Source organism: Pseudoruegeria sp. SHC-113 (assembly GCF_025376885.1).
In the GTDB taxonomy this organism is placed as follows: domain Bacteria; phylum Pseudomonadota; class Alphaproteobacteria; order Rhodobacterales; family Rhodobacteraceae; genus Pseudoruegeria.
In genome coordinates this window covers 16,145-35,185 of record NZ_JAHUBR010000005.1, presented here as the reverse complement: position 1 = coordinate 35,185, position 19,041 = coordinate 16,145, and the positions used below count along the sequence as shown (strand labels likewise).

The window sequence follows — 19,041 nt, the reverse complement described above, 5'->3', positions numbered from 1 at the left end:
CGCAGCATCACCGGATCGGCCATTCATCCTGGCCGCAGCATTTTAACCAATCCGAGGTTTGCATCGCGGACATTCCTGTCGTTCGCCGCACATGCCACCAATACCCCGCCGTTCTTCTGGTATATTCAATTTTCGATGCGTGGTTCCCGGTCACGCCGGAACGCCAAGCTATAAAATAACCGTCGACGCGGGTTCATAAACTAGGTGTCCCCAAGTCCACTGGAGGTCGCCTGTTGAGCCATTGCATCAAGGCGTCTACATATATGCATTTCCATCCTTACAGAGATCCAGAAGTTTGGAGAGCTCCCCTCCGGTGCCTTGGTCGCGGCTTCGACAATCTTATCATATCCCCAAGAGCCGCGGAGCGGACTATGGCTTGCATCCGCCATGACGCGTTTTGCTGCAGCCTTGTACATCGAGCTCCTGGGCGAGATTAGTTTCTTCGTATTGGGGTCTACGTTGGGCGCAACGCGATGGTAGTAGATCGACTTCTTATCGGTTGGAAAGTCGATCCTTGCTCGTAGGTATTGCCCAACTGGGATAAATGCGTCGTTCCGTATGGGGTTAATCGAGCCATAGTCGCCATATTCGATCGGCTGGTTCTGCGCCCGGTTTATCGCTTCATACAGCGCAAGTTCTTCGAGACGAAATTCGTCTCGTTCTTCGTCTCCAACGTCTGTTACACTTTTTGGGAAGGACGTACCAAGGCTTACGATGCTTGCGTGAGGAATGATTGTGCGAATCTGGCTAATGAGCGGAGCTACATAAGCTGCATGGAGTGGTGCCGTTGATGCTTGAACGAATTCGAAATCGAGAAGTATCTCAAATCGTTTTCCCTGCTCAACAAAGGCATTCGCCCTATCGGCCAGCATAGTCAAGTCATCGATAAAGCCTTCGTCGTGAAGTACCGACGCTCGATATGATATTAAGTCATATCGCTCCGCAAATGCGTCGAACTGAGTTAGAATAGCGGTCTCGTACTGATTGTAGTCGTCGTCCTCACTCGGATTGACGATAAGTGTCGGTCGAACCTTGGCATTCTCCGCATGAAGTTCATTCACCTTCGCGACCCATAAGGCGTAGCCGTTGGCGCTATTACCTAGCGACTGCGTTTCGCTTGATCGCAGCGACGGCTCTCTTGTGATGTCCACCACGCAGACCTGACACTCGGTGAAATCTTCGGCGATTGCCGAGTAAATCTTCGCGATGTTGTACTCTATTGGTGCCGATTTGTCTTTATTCGGACGTTTCCTTCCTCTGGTGATCTCGCAGTGAACCGACAGCGCAGCTTTCCGTTGCGGGCTCAAGTGCTTCCACGCGCGTATCTCTGAGTCGCCCATTTTGAGGAGCAGATGATATGTCATGCTACACGATAGCCCAGATTACTGAGGCGATATTTCAGAGACTCTTTTGAAACTCCTAGCTCCAACGCCATCTTCGTCAGATTGCCATGTGACACGCGGAAAGCTCGGCGCACCAAAACTTCTGGCATGAGCAACTCGGCGGCAAAAGTGTTAGCTTGATACTCGATCGAGTTCTTGTCGCCGTTTCTATGCAGAATTCGCTCGCCTTCGGGCATCGAGTCGATTTTCCCTCGGTGCAGCAAGTAGTGAGCGTACTCATGCGCCATAGAAAACCGCTGGCGGTTGGGATGATGTTTGGAGTTCACCGCGATTTCGAACCTGTCGTCAGCTAAACGCTTTATGTAAGCGTCATTGATCCCGAGATCCTTGAAGCTTAGGTCAAGCTCGTTGTTTGACTTAATAATCGTCTCGATTGGGATGGATGAGTCTAACGGAAGCCCCATTCGTTCGTAGTATTTCAAGACCTGTTCTGGCGTGTCCAGAAGCCCCGGCGGAGGCAAATCTCTTTGGCTAGCTACTGTTCCAGGGCGTTGCGGCCTACGAGGCGATTTAGACACCATGTTCGTCAGCTCCAAGCTGAGTGTTTTCTTCATCCGGTTCGGTTACAGTTTCACCTGTATCCATTTCTTCTACTTGATATTCGAGGCGCTCAAGGCGGTCTGAAAACCCAGCAATAAACTCACCGTGATCTCGTGACTTCTCCTGAAGTCCGTCAACGGTATCTTTCATTTCCCTGCTTCCCTCTGCAATCTGTTCGATGAGCAGAGCTCTACCTGAATTGTTGGTGAAGAAGTTCTTGGTGAGTGTCGGCAATTCAGCTTCGACATGCTGCTTGGCTGAGTAGCGAAGGCTCAAGGCGGCGATGATTCCAATGAGGGTTAGGATGCCGATCAAAATGACGATCAGGTTCGTGTAAAAGCTCGACAGCACGGCGATCATGCCATCGGAAGTCATCGTATTGTCGAAGAAGCAAATGCTTTTGTCGCCGTAGGTCCAACAGTCGCTTTCAGGGAACGTCGAGAAAATGACTCGAAAGCGAGTCCAGCCGTACGCCGCAGCAAGGGTTGCCATAGAAGACAGAACAGATGTAGCTATCACGATCCCAATTGTCAGCCTGCTGGGTGACGCTGTGGCATTTGGTCGTTCTTGGTTCATTAAATTTCTTGCTGGAAATTTCTTGCTGGATATTGCGCCAGCAATCCTTGCATGCGGCGCAATCACTTGCAACTCTCAACCGCTGCGCGCTTTTAGGAAAGCGTAGCCCCGCAGAAGGGCACTACCAAGCGGACAGGGATACTACTTCAGGCGACCAGCCGCGGTTCGCTGCACGCGGCGTTGCAGTAAAATCAATGATCTGACCGTCCAATGAACGTCGGCTTCCCCAGTGATAGTTTGCAGGGCTCGCTCTTGCAGAGAAAGTCCGCTTTACGCCCCCCTCCTCCATTGTTAGTTACAAAAGCAACTGTTACCTCCGAGTCTCCATGCAGCGCAGGAGGCTTTGATGAACGACCAATCCGCACCCTCGGCCCGGACTCAGTTGGCCCAGACACAGTCGGCCCAGACCCTGTCTGGCCTCACGCAGGCGCCCTCGCTGCCCGGGGCGCATGAGGGCTATATGCCCGGCTTCGGCAATGATTTCGAAACCGAGGCCCTGCCCGGCGCGCTGCCGCAGGGGATGAACTCGCCGCAGAAGTGCGCCTACGGGCTCTACGGCGAGCAGCTTTCCGGCACCGCCTTCACCGATGTGCGCCCGGAGCGCACGTGGTGTTACCGTATCCGGCCGTCCGTGAAGCACTCCCACCGCTACGAGAAGATCGATCTGCCCTACTGGAAATCCGCCCCCCATGTGGTGGAGGACGTGATCAGCCTTGGCCAGTACCGCTGGGACCCTGTCCCCCACACCGGCGAGGGGCTGGACTGGATGAGCGGCATGCGCACCATGACGACGGCGGGTGATGTGCACACGCAGGTGGGCATGGCGAGCCATGTCTACCTCGTGACCGAGAGCATGGTGGACAGCTATTTCTTCTCTGCCGACAGCGAGATGCTGGTGGTGCCGCAGGAGGGGCGTCTGCGCTTCTGCACGGAGCTGGGGATCCTCGATCTGGAGCCCAAGGAGATCGCCATCCTGCCGCGCGGGCTGCTGTACCGGGTGGAGGTTCTGGAGGGGCCGTGCCGGGGGTTTGTCTGCGAGAACTACGGCCAGAAGTTCGAACTGCCCGGGCGCGGGCCGATTGGCGCGAACTGCATGGCCAACCCGCGCGATTTCAAGGCCCCCGTGGCGGCGTTCGAGGATCGCGAGGTGCCTTCCACCGTCACCGTCAAATGGTGCGGCCAGTTCCACCGGACGCAAATCGGCCAGAGCCCGCTGGACGTGGTGGCCTGGCACGGCAACTACGCGCCCTACAAATACGATCTGCGCACCTATTGCCCGGTGGGGGCGGTGCTGTTTGATCACCCCGACCCGTCGATCTTCACCGTGCTCACCGCGCCTTCGGGGCAGCCCGGCACGGCGAACATCGATTTCGTGCTGTTCCGCGAGCGCTGGATGGTGGCGGAGGATACCTTCCGCCCGCCGTGGTATCACAAGAACATCATGAGCGAGCTGATGGGCAACATCTACGGCCAGTATGACGCCAAGCCGCAGGGCTTCGTGCCGGGCGGGATCAGCCTGCACAACATGATGCTGCCCCATGGCCCCGACCGGGAAGCGTTCGAGAAGGCCTCCAACGCCAACCTCGGCCCCGACAAGCTGGACCACACCATGTCCTTCATGTTCGAGACGCGCTTTCCGCAGCAGCTGACGGCTTTCGCCGGGCAGGAGGCCCCGCTGCAGGATGATTACATCGACTGCTGGGCCACGCTTGAGAAGAAGTTCGACGGCACACCGGGGAAGAAATGATGGCTTACGTGGAAGGTTTCGTGGTGCCTGTCAAAACCGCGCGCAAGGCCGATTACATCGCGATGTCGCGCGCGGCGGCGGCGCTCTATCTGGAAAATGGCGCGACGCGCTGCGTGGAAACTTGGGCCGATGATGTGCCCTATGGGGAGCGGACATCCTTCCCGCGTGCGGTGGAACTCGCCGAGGATGAGACGGCCGCCTTTTCGTGGATGGAGTTTTCGGACAGGGCCACGCGCGATGCCGCGCATAAGGCTGTCTTTGAGGATCCGCGCATGGCGGCGCTGATGGATCTGGATCTCGTCGCGGGCCCGCGCATGATCTTCGGCGGCTTCGACGTGATCATGGATGAGGCATGAGGCTCTACGGCTACTGGCGCTCCACCACCAGCTTCCGGGTGCGGGCGGCCCTGAACCTGAAGGGCTGTGCTTTTGAAGAGGTTCCGGTAGATCTGTTGGCCGGGGCGCAGCATGCGCCGGGCTACGTGGCGCTGAACCCGGCCCATGGCGTGCCTGCGCTGGCGCTTGCCGATGGCACGGTGCTCACCCAATCGCTGGCGATCATCGCTTATCTGGACGCCATCCACCCCGCGCCACGCCTGCTGCCGGAAGATCCCCTTGCGAAGGCGCGGGTTGAGGCGCTTTCCCATGTGGTGGCGATGGATATTCACCCGGTCAACAACCTGCGCGTGGTGGATCACCTGCACAATGTGTTCGGCGCAAGTCAGGCGCAGGCGAAGGACTGGATGGTCCATTGGATGACGCGCGGCTTCGAGGCCGCCGAGGCGATGGCCTCGCCCGATACGGAATTTGCGCTCGGCGATGGCCCCAGCATGGCCGATCTTTGCCTCGTGGCGCAGCTTTACAACGCGCGGCGGTGGGAGGTGGATCTTGCCCCCTACCCAAGGTTGCGCCGGGTTGAGGCGGCCTGCCTCGCCCTGCCGGAAATCGCCGCCGCCCACCCAGACACTCTCAAACCCACAGAGGCCCCCGCATGACGCTGCTGAAAAGCTGGCTCGAGAGCGCCAACTCCGCTGAAACGCACTTCCCCCTCAACAACCTGCCCTATGGGGTCTTTTCGGTGGAGGACGGCGATCTGCGCTGCGGCGTGGCCATTGGCGACCGCATTCTGGATGCCACCGGGCTAGAGGTCGTCGGGATCCTGCGCGCCGATCCCGAGGCCGACGTTCTCGATGCGCCGTATTGGAACGATTTCATGGAACTCGGGCCAAAGGCCTGGGTCGCCTATCGCGCGCAGCTGCAGGCGCTGCTGGCGGAAGGGGCGGAGGAGGCCACGCAGGAGGCGCTCATCGCCTATACCGTGCCAATGGCGCAGGCGGCGCTGCATTTGCCCTTCCGGGTGAGCGAATACACCGATTTCTACGCCGGGCGGCACCATGCCACCAACGTGGGCACCATGTTTCGCGGGGCGGAGAACGCGCTGCCGCCGAACTGGCTGCATATTCCCATCGGTTACAATGGGCGGGCCTCGTCCGTGGTCGTATCCGGCACCGACGTGCGCCGCCCGTGGGGGCAGGTGAAAGCACCCGACGCGGCCGCGCCACGCTTCGCGCCTTCCGCGCGATTTGACATCGAGCTGGAGCTTGGGGCCATCGTCGGCGTCGCGAGCGAGGGGCCGATTTCGGTGGCAGAGGCCGATGCCAATATCTTCGGCTACGTGCTGCTCAACGACTGGTCCGCCCGCGACATTCAGGCCTGGGAGTACCAGCCGCTGGGGCCGTTTCAGGCCAAGGCCACGGCCACCACGATCAGCCCGTGGATCGTCACGGCAGCGGCGCTCGCCCCGTTCCGATGCGATACGCCGAAGCGGGAGGTGGAATTGCTGGACCATCTGAAGGACTGCGGCCCCATGCTCTATGACATCGACCTTGCCGTCACCCTTGCGCCGGATGGCAAACCCGCAACCACCATCGCGCGCACGAACTACAACGAGATGTATTACTCCGCCGCGCAGCAGCTGGCGCATCACACCACCTCGGGCTGCCCGATGCGGGTGGGCGATCTCTTGGGCTCCGGCACAATCTCCGGCCCTGCACGCGAAAACCGGGGCTCGCTTCTGGAGCTGAGCTGGGGCGGCAAGGAGCCCATTGCGCTGGACACGGGCGGCAGCCGCAGCTTCATTGAGGACGGAGACACGCTCACGCTGCAGGGGGCGGCGCGGGGCGAGGGTTATCAGGTGGGCTTTGGCGAGTGCAGCGGCAGGCTGCTGCCCGCCCTGAAAGAGCCCTTCGCGCGAGGGTAGGAGGAGGAGAACATGGCCAAGGCATTCGCATCGCAGGGCGACACGGCCCAAAAGGCGATCAGTTTCGATGAGATCGGCGAGGGGCTGTGGGCCTTTACCGCGGAGGGCGATCCGAACTCCGGCGTGATCATCGGCGATGACTCGGTGATGATCGTGGAGGCGCAGGCCACCCCGCGCCTTGCGGCGAAGGTGATCGAGAAGGTCCGCGAGGTCACCGACAAGCCGATCAGCCATGTGGTGCTGACCCATTACCACGCGGTGCGCGTGTTGGGGGCCTCGGCCTTTGGCGGGGCGCAGGTGATCATGTCGGATGCGGCGCGGGCGATGGTGGTGGAGCGCGGGCAGGAGGATTGGGACAGCGAGTTCCAGCGCTTCCCGCGCCTGTTCGAAGGCCATGAAAGCATCCCCGGCCTCACGTGGCCCACGGCAACGTTTTCAGACCGGATGACGGTTTACCTCGGCAAGCGGCGGGTGGATCTGCGCCACATTGGCCGCGCGCATACGGCAGGCGATGCGGTGGTGCATGTGCCCGATGCGAACGTGATGTTCACCGGCGACATCGTGGAGGATCATTCGGCCTGCTACTGCGGCGATGGCTACTTCGGCGATTGGGGTGCCACGCTGGACCGGATCAAGGCCTATGACTTGGACGCCATCGCGCCGGGGCGCGGCGGTGCGCTGGTGGGCAGGGCGGCCGTGGCGCGCGCCATCGAAAGCACCCGCGATTTCGTCGCCTCCACCTATGCGCCTGCCCATCGGGTGGCGATGCAGGGCGGCACGCTCAAAGAGGCATGGGAGGCCGTGCGGGAGGTCTGCGATCCGAAATTCTCCGGCTACGCCATCTACGAGCACTGCCTGCCCTTCAACGTGAGCCGCGCCTATGACGAAGCGCGCGGCATCGCGCATCCGCGCATCTGGACCGCGGCGCGCGATCTGGAGATGTGGGAGGCCCTGCAGGGCTGATGGGCGCGGGCGGCACCAGCGTTGGGGCCAGTTATCCGCTGGCCTTCAGGCTCTACCCCTACCGCAAGGTGGCAGCGCAGGAGCAGCCGCCTCAGCGCCATCCGGTGGTAATCGTCGGGGCCGGGCCGGTGGGGCTGGCCTTGGCGCTGGATCTGGGGCTCAAAGGCACGCCCGTGCTGCTGCTGGACGATCACGAAGGCGTCGGGCAGGGCAGCCGCGCGATCTGTTTCGCCAAGCGCACGCTGGAGATCGCCGACCGCCTTGGGGCGGGCCGCGCGATGCTGGAGAAGGGCGTTGTCTGGAGCGTGGGCAAGGTGTTTCACGCTGAAGACAAGGTGTTTGAATTCAATCTGTTGCCAGAGGGCGGCCACCGCTTCCCGGCCTTCATCAACCTGCAGCAGCCCCATTTCGAGCGCTTCCTCGTGGAGGCGCTTCGCCGCGCGCAGGCGGAGGGTGCGCCGATCGAGATCCGGGGGCGCAACGTGGTGGCCGGGCTTGAGGTGCGGGGCGATCACGTGGCTCTGCAGATCGACACGCCGGATGGGCCCTACGCCGTGGAAGCCGACTACCTCGTGGCCTGCGATGGCGTGCGTTCGCCGGTGCGGGGGATGATGGGGCTCGGTTTTGAGGGCCGGGTGTTCGAGGACAATTTCCTCATCGCCGATGTGAAGATGACAGCGGATTTTCCCACCGAACGCTGGTTCTGGTTCGCGCCGCCCTTCAAGGGGGCCGGGGCCTCGGCGCTGCTGCACAAGCAGCCTGACGACATCTGGCGCATCGATTTCCAGCTTGGCTGGGACATCGACCGCGCGCACGAGCTGCGGGAAGAGAACATCCGCGCCCGGGTGGATGCGATGCTGGGTGAGGGGGTGGACTATGAGCTGGAGTGGACCTCCATCTACACCTTCCAATGCCGTCGTATGGCGCGGTTTCGCCATGGGCGCGTGCTGTTCGCCGGGGATGCGGCGCATCAGGTTTCGCCTTTTGGGGCGCGGGGGGCGAACTCAGGCCTTCAGGATGCCGACAATCTGGGCTGGAAGCTCGATCTGGTGGTAAGGGGGCTTGAGCCGGAGCGCCTGCTGGACAGCTACGATGAGGAGCGCGTGGTGGCGGCGGATGAAAACATCCTGAATTCCACCCGCGCCACGGATTTCCTGACGCCGAAAAGCGAGATCAGCCAGATCTTCCGCGATGCCGTTCTGCAGTTGGCCCGCCGCCACGCTTTCGCGCGGCCGATGGTGAATTCGGGGCGGCTTTCGGTGCCTTGCGTTTATGACGGGCTGTCGCTGAACGGGCCGGATCAGCTTGGCGGCCCGGCGCGCACGCGGGTGGGTGCTCCGGCGGTGGATGCGCCCTTGGCGGAGGGCTTCTTGCTGGAGCGGCTGACGGGCGGGTTTACCCTGCTTGCGCTAAACACGGAGGCGCCCCAGCTACAGGGGGTGCTTCCCGTGCGGGTGCTGCGCCTGTTCACACCGGCGGATGATCCCACGGGGGCCTTGCGGGAGCGGTACCTGGGTGAAGCGGAAAGCGCGCTTTACCTGCTGCGCCCGGATCAGCACATCGCGGCGCGCTGGCCAGAGGCCACGGCGGCGCAGGTGGACGCGGCGATTGCCATTGCCATCGGAAAGGGAGGCGCGGATGCCGGTGAACCTTCAGCCAAACATCCCGGATGCGGATGGGTTTTACGATGAACTGCTCGCCGCGCATGCGGGCCTGAGCAAAGCCGAAAGCGATGCGCTGAACGCGCGGCTGATCCTTGTGCTGGCCAATCACATTGGTGATCGGGCGGTGCTGCGGGAGGCGCTGGCGGCAGCGAAATTAGAGCAGGCATAAGCAACTATGGTTCGCCCGGCGGCACGCCCGGCAGCGCCCGCACCGCCCCATGGGCGGGCGCTTCGCTTCCGCCCCGGTGCGGGCGCTGCCCTTGGTTTAGTGCTCAGCCCTTGTTTACTCCGGTGCCTTGCCGCGATAGGCCGCGCTCTCTTCCAATGGCACATCCGCCTCGTCAAACACTCCCAGCAACACACCGCTGCTGCCCCCTGACCGGCGCGCCATGATCTGGGCGTCGGAGACGGTGAGCCGCTGGCTCATCCGCCGAGCCCAGTGGTGCAGATGGCCATACATCTCGGCCCGCACCCCGGCGTGATCGGCGCTGCGGCCCAGATCGCGCAGCTCGTCGGGATCGTTTTTCAGGTCAAACAGCATCGGTGGCAGCCCGCCCTCGCAATGGACGAGTTTCCAATCCCGCGTCGCCACCATCACCATGCGCGCGTCGCGTGGGGGCACATCAAGCGCGGTGCCGACCGGGTGACAGGCATAATCATACTCGCTGATCGCATAGTCGCGCGGGTTCGGATGCGCGCGCCCCTCAACATAGGGCATCAGCGAGCGCCCTTCGACGATGTGATCAGGCACTTCGCCGCCCGCCGCCTCGATGAGCGTGGCAGTGACGTCGATCAGCTCCACCAGCGCATCGCAGGTGCTGCCGCGCGTGGCATCGGCGCTTGCGCGCGGATCATAGACGATCAGCGGCACTTTCACGGAAGGCGCATGGAACAGGTCCTTCTCTCCCATCCAGTGATCGCCGAGGTAATCGCCGTGGTCCGAGGTGAGCACGATCATCGTGTCCTGATCGCGCCCGCTGTCCTTCAGGTAGCGCAGCAAACGCCCGATCTGATCGTCGCACTGCTTTATCAGCCCCATATAGGCCGGGATCACCGCCTCGCGCACCTCGTCGCGGGAGAAGTTGCGTCCCACGAGCCCCTCGGTGAACGCCCTGTAGACGGGGTGGGCGTCCTGCAACTCGGACTCTGAGCGGACCGGCGGAAGGATGTCGGCCACGCTGTACATATCGTTGTAGGGAGCAGGCGCGATATAGGGCCAATGGGGCTTGATGTAGCTCACATGGGCGCACCATGGCCCCTCGGTGGCCTCCATGAAGCGGATGGCCTCACCCGTGAGCCAAGGCGTTTCGCTGTCTTGCTCTGCCACGGCGGCGGGTTTGCCGGCGTTGCGCATGAACCAGCCGCTGGCGATGTCATCGCCCTCGCGGCCCGCGTTGGCGAAATCGGCCCAGGGGTTTGCACCCGCGTAGCCCTTGGAGGCGAGGTGGTCGTTATAAGGGCTGGGCTTGCTGTCATACGGGCCATCGGGGCCGACGGCCCAGAGCCCGTCATCGCGGCACCAGACGTCAAAACCACATTCCGCCTGCCGTTTGCCGACTACGCTGTCGGGCGCAATCCCGAGCCGCGCCATGCCCTGAACGTCGGCCTTCATGTGGGTCTTGCCCACCAGCCAGCAGCCCATGCCGGCTTCCCGCAGGTGATCGCCCAGCGTCGCCTCGCCCACGCGCAGGGGGTAGCCGTTCCACTGCGCACCGTGTGAGCTCGGGTAGCGCCCGGTATAGGCGCTCATCCGTGAGGGGCCGCAGATCGGCGACTGGGTGTAGGCATTGGTGAAACGCACCCCCTTGGCGGCGATGCTGTCGATATGGGGGGTGTGCAGCGTCGGGTGCCCGGCGCAGCTGAGGTAGTCGAACCGCAGCTGGTCAAACATAAGGTAAAGGATGTTCATCGTGGCCCGCGCCCCTTGGTCTGCCCGTTGCTTGCAGTCTTGCAGGAGGCTGCAAGCCATTCAACAGCGATTGGGCGGGCCGGGCTTAGGGTGCCTTCAGGGCCGCCCGCAGCCGTTCGGTCGCCGCGACGAGATCCGTTTCGAAACCCGGCACGAAGTGCTCTGCCACGGCCGCGTTCAGAGCCTCATCGGCATCGGCGGTGGCCCGGTTGGCCTCGCCTGCAAGCCGCTCGAACTCCTCGAAGGCTTCCAGAATGAGCACCGGTTCGCGCAGGATGCCCTGCACCACCATGCTGATCGACATGTGCTCGATCTGGTTCGTGTTGTTTTCGGGATCGCCGATGAAGCGATCCTCAAAGCCCGACAGCCCCCAAATCGCGGAATTGTTCTGCCCGGTGCCGGTGTCGTATTGCCAGATCGTTCCGAGGTGGAACCGGCGCGTGAACCCGTGGTTGAAGATCTGCACGCGCGTCAGCGGGTTTGTCCGGGTGGACCCCACCAGCACCTGTTGCCAGAGGTAGAGCGCGGCTTGGGCGTCGTTGGTGATATAGGGCGAGGTTTCCAGCCGGTGATCAGCCGGAATCTTGGGGACGAAAGCGTATATCGGCGCCACAAGGTCGAGCGCGGTATCCACGGCGGTATCCTCCGATCCCGCTTCGCGCATTTTGAACGCATGAAATCTTGCGTAGGCTGCGCTGAGGGCATCAAGGTAAGGCTGGCCGCTTTCGGACGCCAGCGCGCTGACAACGCGGTAGCTTGTCCAACCGTCCGCCACCATGGCTGCGTTGTCGACGTCCCAGAAGGTTGCCGGAATTTGGCGCCCGCTCTCGGCGCTGCGCCGGGACAGAAAGCGCAGGTTGTTCGCGTAGTCGAGGAGCTGTTCGGCTGTAACCTCGCCGGCCTCCAGGCGGGTAAGATGGCCCGCGACGCTGATGTCTCCGAGTGTGGGTGTGCTGCCCAAACCGGCATCGCGCAGGGCCTGTTCGACATCGGCGACTGAGGCTTCTGCCTCGCCTTCGCCACCGGTTTCGACAGGCTGCCCGGCGAGCCTGTCTTCGGGCAGACCGAAGAAGAGAAAGCGCACTTGCGGGATGGCAAAGGCTGCCCCGATGCAAAGCACGACACCCAGAAGGACAAACCACATTCGAGAGGATCCTTTGCGCATGTTGCTGCCTTTCGAGTGATCGTTGCTATACCCGGTTCGCGCGGCGCAGTCCCCGCTGCACCCATTGCGACAAGAGCCTTCAGAGCAATCGTGACGACATCCTGATTGACACGCAGGCGTTGCCGAACGCTTCGTTCATTCGGATCAGAGGTTCAGATCCTATTCGGTGAAGTCTTCGTACCCTTCGATTTCACCTCGGATCACAGTGCAATTTCCGGCGGCGCGGACAGTTGGCTCATCCCAGCGCACATTCCAGTTGATGATGATCGTATCGCCGTCCATCTCATCCGGGAAAACCGAGATAGCGGCATTGGGAAGGTCTTTGAACTTGGGCACCTCCCAGAGGTAATCATGGCAGGCCTTGGCAGCGTTCACCACAGAGCGTTCTAATGCGTGGGAGGCAGTGGCCGACAGTGTGAAAACGGCAAGTATCGACAGAATTTTTTTCATCTTCGCGCGTCCTAAAATTACAATGGTTACAAGGCGCAGTGGACCACAGGCTCCGAGTGTTTTCAACTTTTACGCTATTTCTCGGGCCGCGCGGCGGTGGCGCAGCCACATCACAGTTACGAAAGCGCCGAAAAGGAGCTCAAAATTCTGGATCACGAAGAGCAGAATGCCATGCCCTGTTCCGGAATCAGGAGCGTCGGCCCCCATGCCTGCCAGTGCAACGGTTGCATCCCATAGGGCGTGCAGCAGAACACCGGGCCAGATGGAACCGATCCGCAAGGCCAGTGCGCCATAGAGGAGGCCGACACCAGCCGCATGGAGCACTTGCTTGTTCGTGGCGCCGAGGCTCTGGCCGTCGATGAAATTGACGTAGTGCATCGCGCCGAAAATGACGGAAGAGGCGATCAAGGCGACAAGGCCCCCGAAGCGCTGCTCCAGCCCGTGCATCACGATCCCGCGAAACATGACCTCTTCGAACACCCCTACAAGAAGTGAAAGCAGCAGGAGGGATTGAATCAGCCCAGACTGCCATACCAGTGCAAGGCCGTTCTCTGTCTGAAGGCCGGGAAGAATGAAGCCAACAGTCAGGATGAGGAAGGTGAAGGCCAGCGGTGGCAGGACGTACCAAAGCCCTGTCCAGTCCGGGCGAGAGGTGATGCGTGCGCTGCGGCCCCAGCCGAGAAACCAGACAATCGCAAGCGCCGAAGCAGCGAGCAGAAGCTCTACCGGCACCTGATCGAGAGGCATTTGTTGGGGTGTCATCTCCGGATCATTGCCAAAGCCACGGTCCGCCCAGAAGCCCGGCGCAGCGAGAACCAGAAAGTAGAAAGCCGTAAGCCCTAGCGCCGTTGTGGCCGGGTGGGTTCTGAAAAAGTTCCGCATGCAAGGCTCCGTCATCAGTTTCCCGGGGCCAGCGCAGCCCGCACGTAATGTTCCTACAAGGCACTGTTGCAGGTGACCGTCTTCGGTTCAACCGCCGCCTCTTGACGCCACCCCACCGCTCGCCGTCGGGCCCAGACTCACCTTTGCGCAATCCGCATCCGCTCACTTGATCCAAAGGGTTTTCACCGGAGCCTCATGGAAATCCCTATCCTTTTCAGGGCTTTACAGGAAAGAAGTGCACCAAATAACAAAATATTGGATTTTGGATATTTTATCTTTATAACCTCCGCTCAGGCACCCCGAGGGAGGGGGTGCACGCGGGCGGCCGGCGGACAGGCCGTGGCATCCGTGCCGTCACACAAAGGGAGATCTCACCGATGAAACCGATCTGGAAAGCCGTGGCCACCACGGCGCTTGCGCTGGCTCTTGGCGCGCCCGCCATGGCCGAAGACATCAAGCTGCGCTTTGCCGGGGTCTTCCCGGTGGATCATCAGGGCACGAAGATGATGGAGCAGGTGGCCGCCGAGGTGAACGCCGCCGGTGTGGGCCTTGAGATGACTGTCTTCCCGGCCAGCCAGCTTGGCTCGGGCGAGGCGCTGTTTGAGGACGTGGCGCGCGGCAACATCGATTTCGCCTCCGCCTTTATCTATTCCGACACCGATCCGCGGCTGGAGTTCCTCAACATGCCCTTCCTCGTCAGCAGCTATGACGACATGGAGCGCGTGATGCTGGACATGGGCTCGGACTACAACCAGATCCTGCAGGGCATCACGGCGGAATACGGCGTGCGTGTGCTGGCGGCCAACCCGGAAGGCTTCGTGGGGATCGTCGCCACCAAGGCGCCGGAGAACTGGAACACCTTTGACGACAAGGGCATGAACATCCGCGTCTGGTCCTCCAACGCGGTGAAGGCCACGGTGGAATCGCTGGGCTACCGCGCCACGACGATGGCCTGGGGCGACATTTTCCCGGCCCTGCAATCGGGCATCGTGGATGGCGCGATCTGCTGCACCAAGACGGCCACCTATTCGATCTTCGCGCAATCCGACGTGGGCAGCCATTTCGTCGAATACAACTCCCTGCTGGAGCAGACCTTCTACTACGGCTCCGAGCGCACGCTCGCGAAGCTCAACGACGAGCAGCGCGCCGTGATCGAGGCCGCCATGGCCCGCGCTTCGGCCGATTTCTTTGCCTACAACCGCGAGAACGATGCGGCTTACGGCCAGAAGCTGATCGACTCCGGCTACACCATCCTGTCGCTGAACGAGGCCGAACAGAAGGCCATGGCCGAGCATGTGCGCGCCACGATCTGGCCGACGATGGAAGGCGCGGTGGGCGCAGATGTGATCGCCCGCGTGCTGGCGGCGGTTCAGTAAAGAGCCACGGGCCGGGGCGGCCTTCGCGCTGCCCCGGCTCATTTGCCCGCGCCAAAGCGCCGGGCTTTGGGCATGCCGGGGGAGGGTGCTGTGCGCATTACGGATGAGTTGCCGCCTGTCATCGGGGTGCCGATGGCCTGGGCGATGGTGGGGATGAAGGCGATAACCGTGCTTTCGGGCGCGTTGATGGCGGTGACCTTCGGCCTTGTGGTGATTGTCCGCTACGGGCTGGGGGGCGATCTTTTCGCTTACGAGGAATGGCTGCTGGCCGTGAGCCTTGTCGGGTTCTTCGCCGGAGCGGTTCTGGCCTCGGAGCGCAAGCTGCACATCAACGCTGATCTGCTGGACATCACGCTCAAGAACCCGCGCGTGATCTGGTGGCGGGGCTTCATCGTGCTGCTGATCGAACTGGGGGTGACGCTCTTCATCGTCTACGCCTGCTGGGCCTCGCTGCTGGACGATTTCTCTTTCCCGCGCCTGCGCGCCACACCGGCGCTGCGCATTCCCTTCGTCTCGTGGCGGATCGCGATCACCATTGCCTTCGGCTTCATGGCGCTCTTCTCGGCGGCCTATCTTTATGTCCACATCCGCAAAGGGCTGGGCCTGCCGCTGCGCTCGGAGCGGGCCGGGGAGGCACAGGCATGATCATCGCTGGAAGCCTTTTCATTGTCTGCGCCATGCTGCTTCTGGGGGTGAGCGTTTTCGTTGCCTTCGGGGCGGTGCTGATCTTCATCGCGCTGGTGGGGGATCAGTCGATCACCGGCTATCTGCCGACGGGCTCCACCGGGCTGCGCTCGCTGGTGCTGCTCGCCATCCCGCTCTTCATGATCGCGGGCGGGGTAATGGAGAAGGGCCGCATCGCTGCGCCGCTGGTGGCGCTCGCCGAGATGTTCATCGGCCATTTGAAGGGCGGGCTGAGCGCGGCGGCGGTGCTGGCCTGCGGGGTTTTCGGCTCCATCGCGGGCAGTGCGAATTCGACGCTCACCTGCATCGGCAGCATCATGACGCCGCATCTGAAGAAGGCCCGCTATCCGCAGGGCCAATCGGCGGCGCTGCTGGTGTGCGCGAGCCCGCTCGGGCTTCTGATCCCGCCGAGTGCGTCGCACATCCTTTATGGCTGGGTGGCGCAGCAGCATGTGCTGAAATGCTTTCTCTCCACCGTCATCCCGGCCTTCATCCTGATCACGCTGCTGATCCTCACCAATCAGGTGATGCTGCGCAAACACACAGGCATCGCACTGACCGAACGCCCAAGCCCCTTCCTGCCCGCGCTCAAGCGGCAGGGGCGGCTGGCGGGGCCGGCGCTGATGATGCCGATCATCATTCTGGGCGGGATCTACGGCGGGGTGATGACGCCCACGGAAGCCGCCGGGATCGCCGTTGTCTACGCGGTGCCAATTGCCATCTATTTCTACAAAGGCCTCACATGGCGCGGGCTGGCCGAGACGCTGCTCAGTTCGGGCATCACCATTGGCGTTGTCATGGTGATGATCTTCATGGTGCTCATCGTCTCGGACGCGCTGATTGCCCAGGGCGCGCCACAGATGGCGCAGCGGATGGTTTATGCGGTGTCGGACAACCCGGTGGTGATCCTGCTGATGATCAACGTGGTGATGATCCTGATCGGGATGCTGATGGACGACATCTCGGGCCTGCTGCTCTCCACCCCGATCCTGCTGCCGATTGCCCAGAGCGTGGGGATGGATCCGATCCATTTCGCCGCTGTGATCGGGGTGAACCTCGGCATGGCCAACATCACGCCCCCCACCGCGCCGCTTCTGTATCTGGGCGCGCAGGTGACGGACACGCCGGTGGCGCGGATGCTCTGGCCGACGCTGATGTTCATTCTCTTCGCCTGGCTGCCGACGCTTCTGCTCACGACATTCGTTCCTGCTTTGGCGCTGTGGCTGCCAGAACTGCTGCTGGGCTGAACCCCAGTCTTCCCCCGGTCCTCCCCGGTGCGCAGGCCATGTTTGTGCGCCGCCTCCAAAGCCGATGCCCTGTGCACCGGCTTTTTTGTGCTTTGCGTCGGGTGGAGGGGCAAAAAACGGGCTGAGAGAAAAATCATTATTGGATTTTGGATCCAATTTTAGTACAACCCTCTTGCCGAGTCGTGATTTCCGGGGTTGCCTTGAGAAATGGCGGCGGCCGGGCCCCGAGCGGCCCGCATCACACCGGGCCGCGTGGGCGGCGGAACAGATAAACAGGAGCACCCATGCCTCAGAACGTCTTTACGGGCACCATGCCCGCCCTCATGACCCCGTGCCGGCCCGACCGCACCCCCGATTTCGACGCGCTGGTGCGCAAGGGGCAGGAGATGATCGCGGCGGGGATGTCGGCGGTGGTCTACTGCGGTTCGATGGGCGATTGGCCTCTGCTCACAGATCAGCAGCGCATGACGGGCGTGGAGCGGCTTGTGGCCGCCGGGGTGCCGACGGTTGTGGGCACAGGCGCGATCAGACCAGCCTCCGCCGTGGCCCATGCCGCCCATGCCCAGAAGGTGGGCGCGGCGGGGCTCATGGTGATCCCGCGCGTGCTCTCGCGCGGGGCCTCGGTGGCGGCGCAGGAGAACCACTTCAAGGCGATCCTCACGGCTGCGCCCGATATTCCGGCGATCATCTACAACAGCCCTGTCTACGGCTTCGCCACCCGCGCCGATCTCTTCTTCGCCCTTCGCGCGGCGCACCCCAATCTCGTCGGCTTCAAGGAGTTCGGCGGCAAGGACGATCTGCGCTACGCCGCCGAGCATATCACCAGCCGCGACAGCGAGGTGACGCTGATGGTCGGCGTAGACACCGAGGTCTACCACGGTTTCGTCAACTGCGGGGCAACCGGTTCCATCACCGGGATCGGCACGGCCCTGCCCAAGGAGGCGCTTCTGCTGGCCGCGCTGGCGCAGAAGGCGGCAGAAGGCCATGCCGAGGCGCGGGTCCGCGCGCGCGAGCTGGAGGAAGCCTTCGGTGTGCTCGCGAGTTTCGACGAGGGCACGGATCTGGTGCTCTATTACAAATACCTGCTCGTCCTGAACGGCGAGGAGGAATACCGCCTGCATTTCGTGGAAACCGACGAGCTGAGCGACGCGCAGCGCAATTACTGCACGCTGCAGTACACCCAGTTCCGCAACTGGTTTGCCGACTGGAGCAAACAGGGCGGGGTTATCGCTGAATGCATGTGATCGACAGCCACACCGGTGGCATGCCCACGCGGCTGATCCTTGAGGGCGCGCCCGAACTGGGCGCGGGCTCTCTGAAGGAACGCGCCGGGGTGCTGGCGCGGGATCATTGGGGCTTCTGTGAGGCCGTCCTGCGCGAGCCGCGCGGCCAGCCGGGGATGGTGGCGGCGCTGTTGCTGCCACCGGACGATCCGCAGAGCGCCGCCGGTGTGATCTACTTCGATCGCGAGGCCGTGCTGGGCATGTGCGGCCATGGCACCATCGGGCTGGCGGTTTCGCTCGCCGATCTGGGCCGCATCGCCCCCGGCCTGCACCGGATCGACACGCCGGCGGGCACCGTGGCGGTGGAGCTTCAGGATGCGAACACGGTCTCTGTCACAAACATCGAAAGCCGCCGCATTCGGCGCGCTGTGACGGTCGAGGTGGCGGGCCATGGGCCGCTTACGGGCGATCTGGCCTATGGTGGCAACTGGTTCTTCATCGCGGAGTCGCCGCTCCCCGTGCAGCACGCCAATATTCCGGCGCTCACCGCACTTTCCATTGCAGTGCGCGAGGCCTGCCACAGGGCGGGGCTCAATGGCCCCAAGGGTGAGCCGGTCGATCACGTGATCCTGTCGGGGCAAAGCTCTGATCCGCAGGTCCATCGACGCAACTTTGTGCTCTGCCCAGATGATGAATACGACCGCTCCCCCTGCGGTACCGGAAGCTCTGCCTTCGTGGCCTGCATGGCCGAAGAGGGCACGCTCGCACCGGGGCAGGAGATCATCTTGGAAAGCGCGATCGGCAGCCGCTACCGGATCTCCTACCAATCGGGGCCGGGCGGCGGCGTGATGCCGACGCTCACCGGGCAGGCCCATGTGATGGCCGAAAGCCGGCTTCTGTTTGCGCCGGACGATCCGTTCCGGGGTGGCATTGGCGCGGGGCAGGGGGGCTGA

Annotated in this window: 19 protein-coding genes; 12 read left to right on the top strand and 7 right to left on the bottom strand. The window is 62.5% G+C overall.

Annotated elements, in window-relative coordinates; all coding sequences use genetic code 11:
- Positions 1-200 precede the first annotated feature (200 nt).
- From KVX96_RS18585 to KVX96_RS18575, 3 genes are read right to left on the bottom strand one after another with little or no spacing between them, the layout of a single operon-like run.
- Positions 201-1,364: a beta family protein gene (locus KVX96_RS18585; protein ID WP_261196331.1), complete on the bottom strand. Its 1,164-nt coding sequence runs from the start codon at positions 1,362-1,364 to the stop codon at positions 201-203.
- A complete protein-coding gene (locus KVX96_RS18580) occupies positions 1,361-1,939 on the bottom strand; it encodes an ImmA/IrrE family metallo-endopeptidase (protein ID WP_261196330.1) in 579 nt (192 codons plus the stop codon). The genes KVX96_RS18585 and KVX96_RS18580 overlap by 4 nt, the downstream gene beginning before the upstream one ends.
- Positions 1,914-2,591: a hypothetical protein gene (locus tag KVX96_RS18575; protein ID WP_261196329.1), complete on the bottom strand. Its 678-nt coding sequence runs from the start codon at positions 2,589-2,591 to the stop codon at positions 1,914-1,916. Before KVX96_RS18575 ends, KVX96_RS18580 begins: the two co-directional genes overlap by 26 nt.
- Before the next feature lie 388 nt (positions 2,592-2,979).
- Here KVX96_RS18575 and hmgA point away from each other — a divergent pair, with 388 nt between their 5' ends.
- From hmgA to KVX96_RS18540, 7 genes are read left to right on the top strand one after another with little or no spacing between them, the layout of a single operon-like run.
- Positions 2,980-4,266, top strand: a complete 1,287-nt coding sequence (gene hmgA, locus KVX96_RS18570; protein ID WP_261196468.1) for a homogentisate 1,2-dioxygenase — start codon at positions 2,980-2,982, stop codon at positions 4,264-4,266.
- Complete coding sequence (locus KVX96_RS18565; RefSeq protein ID WP_261196328.1) at positions 4,263-4,622, top strand: DUF1428 domain-containing protein; 360 nt, start codon at positions 4,263-4,265, stop codon at positions 4,620-4,622. The genes hmgA and KVX96_RS18565 overlap by 4 nt, the downstream gene beginning before the upstream one ends.
- The gene (gene maiA / locus KVX96_RS18560; RefSeq protein WP_261196327.1) at positions 4,619-5,260 is read left to right on the top strand and encodes a maleylacetoacetate isomerase; all 642 of its coding nucleotides are present in this window, start codon (positions 4,619-4,621) and stop codon (positions 5,258-5,260) included. The genes KVX96_RS18565 and maiA overlap by 4 nt, the downstream gene beginning before the upstream one ends.
- The gene (gene fahA, locus KVX96_RS18555) at positions 5,257-6,525 is read left to right on the top strand and encodes a fumarylacetoacetase (protein ID WP_261196326.1); all 1,269 of its coding nucleotides are present in this window, start codon (positions 5,257-5,259) and stop codon (positions 6,523-6,525) included. The genes maiA and fahA overlap by 4 nt, the downstream gene beginning before the upstream one ends.
- 12 nt (positions 6,526-6,537) lie before the next feature.
- Positions 6,538-7,488, top strand: a complete 951-nt coding sequence (locus tag KVX96_RS18550) for an MBL fold metallo-hydrolase (protein WP_261196325.1) — start codon at positions 6,538-6,540, stop codon at positions 7,486-7,488.
- Positions 7,488-9,179, top strand: coding sequence for an FAD-dependent oxidoreductase (locus KVX96_RS18545; RefSeq protein WP_261196465.1), 1,692 nt, complete (start codon positions 7,488-7,490; stop codon positions 9,177-9,179). The genes KVX96_RS18550 and KVX96_RS18545 overlap by 1 nt, the downstream gene beginning before the upstream one ends.
- The gene (locus KVX96_RS18540; RefSeq protein ID WP_261196324.1) at positions 9,127-9,321 is read left to right on the top strand and encodes a DUF2783 domain-containing protein; all 195 of its coding nucleotides are present in this window, start codon (positions 9,127-9,129) and stop codon (positions 9,319-9,321) included. Before KVX96_RS18545 ends, KVX96_RS18540 begins: the two co-directional genes overlap by 53 nt.
- A gap of 114 nt (positions 9,322-9,435) precedes the next feature.
- Here KVX96_RS18540 and KVX96_RS18535 read toward each other — a convergent pair whose 3' ends face one another.
- The 4 genes from KVX96_RS18535 to KVX96_RS18520 form a co-directional block, all read right to left on the bottom strand.
- Entirely contained in the window at positions 9,436-11,061 is a 1,626-nt protein-coding gene (locus tag KVX96_RS18535; protein ID WP_261196323.1) for a sulfatase-like hydrolase/transferase, read from the bottom strand.
- A gap of 85 nt (positions 11,062-11,146) precedes the next feature.
- A complete protein-coding gene (locus KVX96_RS18530) occupies positions 11,147-12,205 on the bottom strand; it encodes a hypothetical protein (protein WP_261196322.1) in 1,059 nt (352 codons plus the stop codon).
- A gap of 180 nt (positions 12,206-12,385) precedes the next feature.
- Positions 12,386-12,676, bottom strand: a complete 291-nt coding sequence (locus KVX96_RS18525; RefSeq protein ID WP_261196321.1) for a lipoprotein — start codon at positions 12,674-12,676, stop codon at positions 12,386-12,388.
- 69 nt (positions 12,677-12,745) lie between these two features.
- Positions 12,746-13,558: a CPBP family intramembrane glutamic endopeptidase gene (locus KVX96_RS18520; RefSeq protein WP_261196320.1), complete on the bottom strand. Its 813-nt coding sequence runs from the start codon at positions 13,556-13,558 to the stop codon at positions 12,746-12,748.
- Positions 13,559-13,935: 377 nt separating this feature from the next.
- Here KVX96_RS18520 and dctP point away from each other — a divergent pair, with 377 nt between their 5' ends.
- From dctP to KVX96_RS18495, 5 genes are all read left to right on the top strand, one after another.
- Positions 13,936-14,934, top strand: a complete 999-nt coding sequence (gene dctP, locus KVX96_RS18515) for a TRAP transporter substrate-binding protein DctP (protein WP_261196319.1) — start codon at positions 13,936-13,938, stop codon at positions 14,932-14,934.
- A 90-nt stretch (positions 14,935-15,024) separates the two neighbouring features.
- Positions 15,025-15,579, top strand: coding sequence for a TRAP transporter small permease (locus KVX96_RS18510; protein ID WP_261196318.1), 555 nt, complete (start codon positions 15,025-15,027; stop codon positions 15,577-15,579).
- The gene (locus KVX96_RS18505; RefSeq protein ID WP_261196317.1) at positions 15,576-16,865 is read left to right on the top strand and encodes a TRAP transporter large permease; all 1,290 of its coding nucleotides are present in this window, start codon (positions 15,576-15,578) and stop codon (positions 16,863-16,865) included. Before KVX96_RS18510 ends, KVX96_RS18505 begins: the two co-directional genes overlap by 4 nt.
- Positions 16,866-17,149: 284 nt before the next feature.
- On the top strand, positions 17,150-18,109 hold the full coding sequence (locus KVX96_RS18500; RefSeq protein WP_261196316.1) for a dihydrodipicolinate synthase family protein: 960 nt from the start codon (positions 17,150-17,152) through the stop codon (positions 18,107-18,109).
- Positions 18,100-19,041, top strand: a complete 942-nt coding sequence (locus tag KVX96_RS18495) for a proline racemase family protein (protein ID WP_261196315.1) — start codon at positions 18,100-18,102, stop codon at positions 19,039-19,041. The genes KVX96_RS18500 and KVX96_RS18495 overlap by 10 nt, the downstream gene beginning before the upstream one ends.

Excerpts from the sequence above, each read along its gene's own strand:
- KVX96_RS18530 (WP_261196322.1), bottom strand. The coding sequence starts at position 12,205 with ATGTGGTTTGTCCTTCTGGGTGTCGTGCTTTGCATCGGGGCAGCCTTT.
- KVX96_RS18565 (WP_261196328.1), top strand. The coding sequence starts at position 4,263 with ATGATGGCTTACGTGGAAGGTTTCGTGGTGCCTGTCAAAACCGCGCGC.
- KVX96_RS18525 (WP_261196321.1), bottom strand. The coding sequence starts at position 12,676 with ATGAAAAAAATTCTGTCGATACTTGCCGTTTTCACACTGTCGGCCACT.
- KVX96_RS18540 (WP_261196324.1), top strand. The coding sequence starts at position 9,127 with ATGCCGGTGAACCTTCAGCCAAACATCCCGGATGCGGATGGGTTTTAC.
- KVX96_RS18550 (WP_261196325.1), top strand. The coding sequence starts at position 6,538 with ATGGCCAAGGCATTCGCATCGCAGGGCGACACGGCCCAAAAGGCGATC.
- KVX96_RS18520 (WP_261196320.1), bottom strand. The coding sequence starts at position 13,558 with ATGCGGAACTTTTTCAGAACCCACCCGGCCACAACGGCGCTAGGGCTT.
- dctP (WP_261196319.1), top strand. The coding sequence starts at position 13,936 with ATGAAACCGATCTGGAAAGCCGTGGCCACCACGGCGCTTGCGCTGGCT.
- maiA (WP_261196327.1), top strand. The coding sequence starts at position 4,619 with ATGAGGCTCTACGGCTACTGGCGCTCCACCACCAGCTTCCGGGTGCGG.
- KVX96_RS18500 (WP_261196316.1), top strand. The coding sequence starts at position 17,150 with ATGCCTCAGAACGTCTTTACGGGCACCATGCCCGCCCTCATGACCCCG.
- KVX96_RS18585 (WP_261196331.1), bottom strand. The coding sequence starts at position 1,364 with ATGACATATCATCTGCTCCTCAAAATGGGCGACTCAGAGATACGCGCG.
- KVX96_RS18535 (WP_261196323.1), bottom strand. The coding sequence starts at position 11,061 with ATGAACATCCTTTACCTTATGTTTGACCAGCTGCGGTTCGACTACCTC.
- fahA (WP_261196326.1), top strand. The coding sequence starts at position 5,257 with ATGACGCTGCTGAAAAGCTGGCTCGAGAGCGCCAACTCCGCTGAAACG.
- KVX96_RS18495 (WP_261196315.1), top strand. The coding sequence starts at position 18,100 with ATGCATGTGATCGACAGCCACACCGGTGGCATGCCCACGCGGCTGATC.
- KVX96_RS18545 (WP_261196465.1), top strand. The coding sequence starts at position 7,488 with ATGGGCGCGGGCGGCACCAGCGTTGGGGCCAGTTATCCGCTGGCCTTC.
- hmgA (WP_261196468.1), top strand. The coding sequence starts at position 2,980 with ATGCCCGGCTTCGGCAATGATTTCGAAACCGAGGCCCTGCCCGGCGCG.
- KVX96_RS18505 (WP_261196317.1), top strand. The coding sequence starts at position 15,576 with ATGATCATCGCTGGAAGCCTTTTCATTGTCTGCGCCATGCTGCTTCTG.